Origin of the sequence: Lysinibacillus antri (assembly GCF_003977595.1) — a bacterium.
Taxonomy (GTDB): Bacteria; Bacillota; Bacilli; order Bacillales_A; family Planococcaceae; genus Ureibacillus; species Ureibacillus antri.
The window spans coordinates 22,090-28,089 of record NZ_RYYR01000040.1 but is presented as its reverse complement, the minus strand read 5'-3'; the positions used below and the strand labels follow the sequence as shown (position 1 = coordinate 28,089).

Here is a 6,000-nt window from a genome sequence, read left to right as displayed (position 1 = left end):
AAACATTAAACGGCTTGAGTCCCCTGGAATACAGAGCTCAAGCCGCTTAAAGCATTTTTATTATTTCCACTGTCTACTTGACAGGGAGCAGTTCAATGTCCATTACGTGTTTATTAATATTATTTTCCAGAGAAGCGTTTTAATTGATCGCCAATTACATCACTAAATGAAAAACCGGATGCTTCCTCTGGTAATTCATAATCAATAACTTCTTCTTTTGCTTGATTTTCTTGAAGATCTTTAATACTAAGTGATAAACGTTTATCATTAGCATTTACATCAAGAACCTTTACCTCAACTTCTTGACCTTCTTTTAACACTTCATGTGGGGTATTAATGTGCTTGTGGGAAATTTGAGAAATATGCACTAACCCTTCGATGCCAGGGAACACTTCAACAAATGCTCCAAATGAAACTAGTCTTTTCACTGTTCCTGTTAACACAGCACCTTTTGATACGTTTTCTTCAATATTTGACCATGGTCCAGGTAAAGTATCTTTAATTGATAATGAAATTCTTTCGTTTTCCGGATCGACCGATAGAACCTTCACTTTCACAGACTGCCCTTCTGAAAGGACCGAACTAACATCATCAATATGTTCATGAGAAATTTGAGAAATATGAACTAACCCATCAACGCCGCCAATATCAACAAAAGCACCAAATGTGGCAATGCGCTGTACAGTACCCTCAAGGATATCACCAGACTTAATTTCTCCAAAAACAGATTTTTTCTTTGATGCTTTTTCTTGTTCAAGTACTGCTCGATGGGACAAAATTAAACGACCTTTTTCTTTATCAAGCTCTGTAATTTTAAAACTTAATGTTTTACCTTTGTAGTCTTCAAAGTCCTCTACAAAGTGATCTTCCACTAGTGATGCAGGAACGAAGCCACGTACGCCTAAATCAACAACTAGGCCGCCTTTCACAACATCTTTTACCTCTGCTTCAAAAATTTCACCCGTTGCAAACTGGTTCTCTAACTTATCCCAAGCTTTTAAAGCATCCACTTTGCGTTTTGATAACACAAAGTTCTCTTCTTCCACTTTCGTAATCATTAGTTCAAATTCTTCTCCAACAGATACTACATCAGAAGCTTTTTCAATATGCAAGCTTGAAAGTTCACTAATTGGTACAATACCATCATAAGGTGCACCTTCAATGGAAACAATTACTGCTTTATCTTCAACTTGAGCAGCAACACCCTTCACAATATCTCCTTCACGAAACTCTTGGTTTACTCCTAAGTTCATTTCTTCAGACATATGTAACCCTCCTTCGCATCTTCCAATTTCTATTTTATTCGAATTTGTATATAAAAACAAAAAATTTTCCTCAAATATCAAAAAATTCTAAATGTTACTCCATTTTTTGTCTAGCTAATGCCAAAATTTCGTTTGCTGCTTCTTCAATCGTTAAATGAGTTGTATCGAGATAAATAGCATCTTCTGCTTGAATTAATGGAGAAGCTTCTCTTTCACTATCTAATTGATCGCGCTTAGCAATTTCTTCTTGTAGCTTTTCAATGGTAGAAGGGATTCCTCGTTTTTCATTATCAATGAATCGTCTTCTTGCTCGTTCCTCAACTGATGCAGACATAAAAATTTTAAGTTCTGCATCTTTTAAAACATGCGTTGCGATGTCTCGTCCATCCATAACAACGCCCCCACTAATCGCTAATTGTTGCTGTTTCGCAACAAGGATTTCCCGTATATTTGAATGTGCAGCAACTTGGCTCACATTAGCGGTCACTTCGTTAGAACGGATTAATTGCGAAACATCTTCCCCATCCACAAATACAAGTTGTCCACTTGGAGAAGGTTTCAAAATAATAGAGGTATTTAATACAAGTTTTTCTAATGATTTAGCATCACTTAAATCTATGTTTTCTAACATCGCTTTATACGTTACTGCTCGATACATTGCACCTGTATCGATATAAGTGAAGCCTAAATTTTCCGCAACAATTTTCGCAATTGTACTTTTTCCAGCTCCTGCTGGTCCATCAATCGCAATTTGAATTTTTTTACCCATAATATCCCTACTTTCCACAACATTGTACCATATGAGTCCTATATTTTCTTATTTGGAACTTAGAAAAGCAATACTACTGCGCATCATAGATAATAAAAAAGCCGCTATTTATAAATAGGGCTTTTAACTTTAACTTATTTTGCATTTTTTCTGTTTAGTAGCTGACGTTCGAAACAGAATCGGACAATATATTGTTTATCTAAATCGTCCGTTTCAGTAAATTGTAAGGATGCTAGTTTTTTGTTATCTTTTTCAAAAACTCTCACTACATTGGCATCCGTTTTCACATAGCGAATATCCCCATTTGTATAAGGTAGAACAATCGTTAAATGAATTAAATCGCCATCTTGAAACGGAGGAGTTGTCCGTAATTGAAGTGCCATACCACCTGCACTTATATCATCGGTAACATACTGATAAAATGAATCATTCACTTGTACAGCAACATCTGCAGGCGTATTGACACGTACATATTCTCGCCGCTGTATTTTTATAAATTCCTCATCTGGTGGACACAAAATCATAATTGTGGGAATGTTCCCTTTTCTTCTACCCAATACTTCAGTATTAAATGCATAGCTAATTTTATCTTCTGTCATAAAGGAAGCACGAAATTGAGCTCCATCTACTAAAAACGCGGTCTTTTTTGTAATGGCATTTACTGGATAGTCAATAAATATTACATGTCCTTCTTGTTCTACAACTTTACAGTGATATTTTTCTACTTGCTCTGTATTTGTTGTTTCTAACGTTAATGAAGTCCCGATTTTTAGTTCCATCTGCCTCGCCTCGCACAATAATGATAGTTTTATTATTGCACGAATTGAGCTAATTTTCTAGGTGTTTAACATATTTTTCAATCTATGGCATATATTCCACTTTAATCACGTCATGATTTTCTGCATCTACTACAACTCTAAATGTTTCGTTTAATTTATTATCAAATCGTGCAATGACTTCATAGCAGAGTCGTAATTGGAAGCCTTCATTTTCAGTGTAAATCATTCTTTCCTCTTCAATAAATGTACCTGGGCGGAAGAATGTGTTCCAATCAACTGGATTCACTGGTTGATTTTCATCTACAGTTTCTTTTTGTACATACTCCATTGCATTAAAACCAAGGAGCTCTCCACTATCCTTTGATACTTTAAGTTGAATACCATCTGGATAAACAAGAGCTTTATGTTTCCCCGCAACTCTTGCCAAAGAAATATGCCATGCATCATGATTTTCACGCATTTCTACTAGTTGAAGATCTTTATAGCCTGCACGTTCTAAAAACTGGTTCGTTAAATCTTTTATTTGTTGTTGTGTAATCCCTGTTTGTTCTTGCACTGGTCGTTCCGATAAGAAGGATAAAATATGGCCACCCTTCACCGTAATATCTGCATAACCGATTCTGCTACCTTTTACAAATTGAATATGATAGAAAGGATATGGGGCATCTTCTTTACTTTGCGTCACCGTATAGGTTGCATCCTTTATCCCTGGTAAAAGCAGCTCTAATTTATCAATTGCTTGATCTTTCGTAATTTCTTTGTCATTTAAATTTTGTAGTTCTTGTTTCTTTTTCCAATCCGATTCACTAGCTGTTAATGGGAAATCTGTTTCTGTATAAGATTTTAAGTTTGCTGAAACGTTTTTAAATGGTGATTCTTTCGTTTCATTGGCTGCCACATTTGCCCATTTTTTAAAGTCCCCGTCGTTTTGATAATAATTCGATGTAGCCACAGCCCATTCATCTGAAAGAGCTTGTAAATTTTCATTAACGGTACCCATTTTTTTATACCATTCATCATAATCACCATTATCCGCGACGTATTTTGCCTCTTCTCCAATATTCCCAACATAGCGTAACCAATCATTCGCCACATCGGTACTCAAGGGTAAATTACTAATAGAGGAACGAAATTCATTACTAGTTCGCCAAATATTATCTAGTTCTTTTTCAAGAGCTTCCTGGTCCTGAAATAGTAATGATTGAGATACGGATTGTTGAAGACTTGTCAATTTTTCAGATGCCTTCGTTAAAGAATTCGTATATTGCGCATGGACGGTTTGCTGTAATTGGGTGTTTTCTTGTCTTACATCATACGCATATAGCCCCAACGCTAATATCACAATTGACATTAAATAGATTGCACTTTTCATATGGTCCCTCCTTTAGTGGCAGAATATATGTTCACCGATTTGCTTTATTTGTGGTCTGGACCAAATCCACTTACTTGTCGCGGTTTTTGGGTTAAAGTAATACAGAGCATTTTCAGTAGGATCCCAACCATTCATTGCATCTAATACAGCCTCTTTTGCACGTTCATTTGGCGTTAACCAAATTTGCCCATCCGCCACGGCAGTAAAGGCACCAGGCTGGAATATGATATCAGAAATTGTATTTGGGAATTCTGGTGATTCCAAACGGTTTAAAATGACTGCCGCAACTGCCACCTGTCCTTCATAAGGCTCTCCTCGTGCTTCACCATAGACCGCGTTGGCCATCAATTGTAAATCTCTTTCGGAATACTTTGTTGGAACTTGAACATCTGAACTTTTAGAGGAACCCGCTCCGGCTTTGGTTTGTTGTGCTAGTGGGGTTCCACCATAATGCGTAAATTGATTACCTGCATCCATTTGTTGTTTTACCCATTTTTCATTGTATTGGGTTGCATTGACTAATTTTGTTTTTGTTTTACTTCCTGCTTTTCCGTCAATATCGAGTTCAAACTCTTTTTGGAAGTTTCGTAAAGCCCAATAGGTACCATAGCCAAATATCCCATCGATTTTTCCGTTATAGTACCCTAACCATTGTAGTCTAGCCTGTAACTCTACAACATCATCTCCAAATGAACCACGCTCAATCAGTTGGCTAGAAAACGCATATGTGTCGGTTGGTGGTTTCACAAAAGCAAAACTTCCAAGCAATAAAATGATAGTCATAATTATACTTCTTACCATTTATTTCACTCCTTTCTCATAGCATGTAAAAAACGAAAACTTTTATACGTTTTTCCTGTGAGAAGATCGTTTTCTTTATAATTATTACTATTTTTTAATTCAGGAGATCGGCTTTATTAAAAGAAAATAAAAAGCAACTTCTATTTTCATTTGGAATGAAAAAGAGGTTGCTTAGTTATGTTTCTGTTCATATAAATGTTGAACCAAATGCTGGTGTGCTAGCTTTACTTTACGGAGCGCAGTCCACCATAGATATAGCATAAATGGAGCAATTAAAATTACCCAATACCCTTTAAAAGTTAAGATTGAATTGTAAATGAGATGTAAAACGAATGGAATTAAAATTGAAAGAAGCAAATACTCAATTTCTTTATCATTTTTTTGAAATTTACTTTTGCCAAAATAATATCCCATCACAACGCCAAATAAGGCATGACTTGAAACAGGTAAAAGCGCTCTTATAAATGCCGTATCTATTCCAAAAGATAATAAATAAAGGACGTTCTCAACCGTTGCAAATCCTAATGAAACACTTGCCCCGTAGAGAATTCCATCATAGGGGTCATCAAACTCAACATGTCGAAAAATAAGTAAAAATATGACGAGCCATTTAAAAAATTCTTCTAATCCACTGGCAACTAATACATCCCCTAAATAAGGGTTTGAAAATGCCCCTTCCTCTCGAAGTACATACTGAATAAACATAAGGGGAAATGTGATGAGCGCACCAAAAATAAATGTTTGGAGCAATGTTTTTCTTGGCTCTGTTGCCATTTGATTTCGCAAATAAAAATAACTAAATAATGCTAACCCTGGAGCAATGGCTGCAGATAAAAGTAGAAACATTGCCGACGCTCCTTTCTTTAACAGTATGACTTCATTATATCATTAATTACTTCATAAAAAGTTTAGAAATTTACAATAATATCCTTACCACATTCCAAACTGCAAAACAGTTATTTTTTATTACGAAATATATTCATTCAATCAACAGGGTGGTTGGCATAATATTGA

At 35.7% G+C, this 6,000-nt stretch carries 6 protein-coding genes; all 6 read right to left on the bottom strand.

The features are described 5' to 3' along the window. Positions 1–119: 119 nt before the first annotated feature. The gene (gene rpsA / locus EK386_RS18495) at positions 120–1,265 is read right to left on the bottom strand and encodes a 30S ribosomal protein S1 (RefSeq protein WP_126660663.1); all 1,146 of its coding nucleotides are present in this window, start codon (positions 1,263–1,265) and stop codon (positions 120–122) included. Between the two features lie 94 nt (positions 1,266–1,359). Further along, positions 1,360–2,034: a (d)CMP kinase gene (cmk, locus tag EK386_RS18490; protein WP_126660662.1), complete on the bottom strand. Its 675-nt coding sequence runs from the start codon at positions 2,032–2,034 to the stop codon at positions 1,360–1,362. A 134-nt stretch (positions 2,035–2,168) separates the two neighbouring features. Continuing rightward, the gene (locus EK386_RS18485; RefSeq protein ID WP_126660661.1) at positions 2,169–2,813 is read right to left on the bottom strand and encodes a flagellar brake protein; all 645 of its coding nucleotides are present in this window, start codon (positions 2,811–2,813) and stop codon (positions 2,169–2,171) included. A gap of 82 nt (positions 2,814–2,895) precedes the next feature. Continuing rightward, the gene (locus EK386_RS18480; RefSeq protein ID WP_126660660.1) at positions 2,896–4,185 is read right to left on the bottom strand and encodes a PepSY1/2 domain-containing protein; all 1,290 of its coding nucleotides are present in this window, start codon (positions 4,183–4,185) and stop codon (positions 2,896–2,898) included. 12 nt (positions 4,186–4,197) lie between these two features. Next, positions 4,198–4,986 carry a spore cortex-lytic enzyme gene (sleB, locus tag EK386_RS18475; protein ID WP_126660659.1) on the bottom strand — a complete coding sequence of 263 codons (789 nt, stop codon included), beginning with the start codon at positions 4,984–4,986 and terminating at the stop codon, positions 4,198–4,200. A 171-nt stretch (positions 4,987–5,157) separates the two neighbouring features. Continuing rightward, a complete protein-coding gene (prsW, locus tag EK386_RS18470; RefSeq protein ID WP_126660658.1) occupies positions 5,158–5,832 on the bottom strand; it encodes a glutamic-type intramembrane protease PrsW in 675 nt (224 codons plus the stop codon). Positions 5,833–6,000: the final 168 nt, after the last annotated feature.

What these genes read in the sequence shown, in the direction of transcription:
- rpsA (WP_126660663.1), bottom strand. Translation starts at nt 1,265, where the DNA reads ATGTCTGAAGAAATGAACTTAGGAGTAAACCAAGAGTTTCGTGAAGGA.
- cmk (WP_126660662.1), bottom strand. Translation starts at nt 2,034, where the DNA reads ATGGGTAAAAAAATTCAAATTGCGATTGATGGACCAGCAGGAGCTGGA.
- EK386_RS18485 (WP_126660661.1), bottom strand. Translation starts at nt 2,813, where the DNA reads ATGGAACTAAAAATCGGGACTTCATTAACGTTAGAAACAACAAATACA.
- EK386_RS18480 (WP_126660660.1), bottom strand. Translation starts at nt 4,185, where the DNA reads ATGAAAAGTGCAATCTATTTAATGTCAATTGTGATATTAGCGTTGGGG.
- sleB (WP_126660659.1), bottom strand. Translation starts at nt 4,986, where the DNA reads ATGGTAAGAAGTATAATTATGACTATCATTTTATTGCTTGGAAGTTTT.
- prsW (WP_126660658.1), bottom strand. Translation starts at nt 5,832, where the DNA reads ATGTTTCTACTTTTATCTGCAGCCATTGCTCCAGGGTTAGCATTATTT.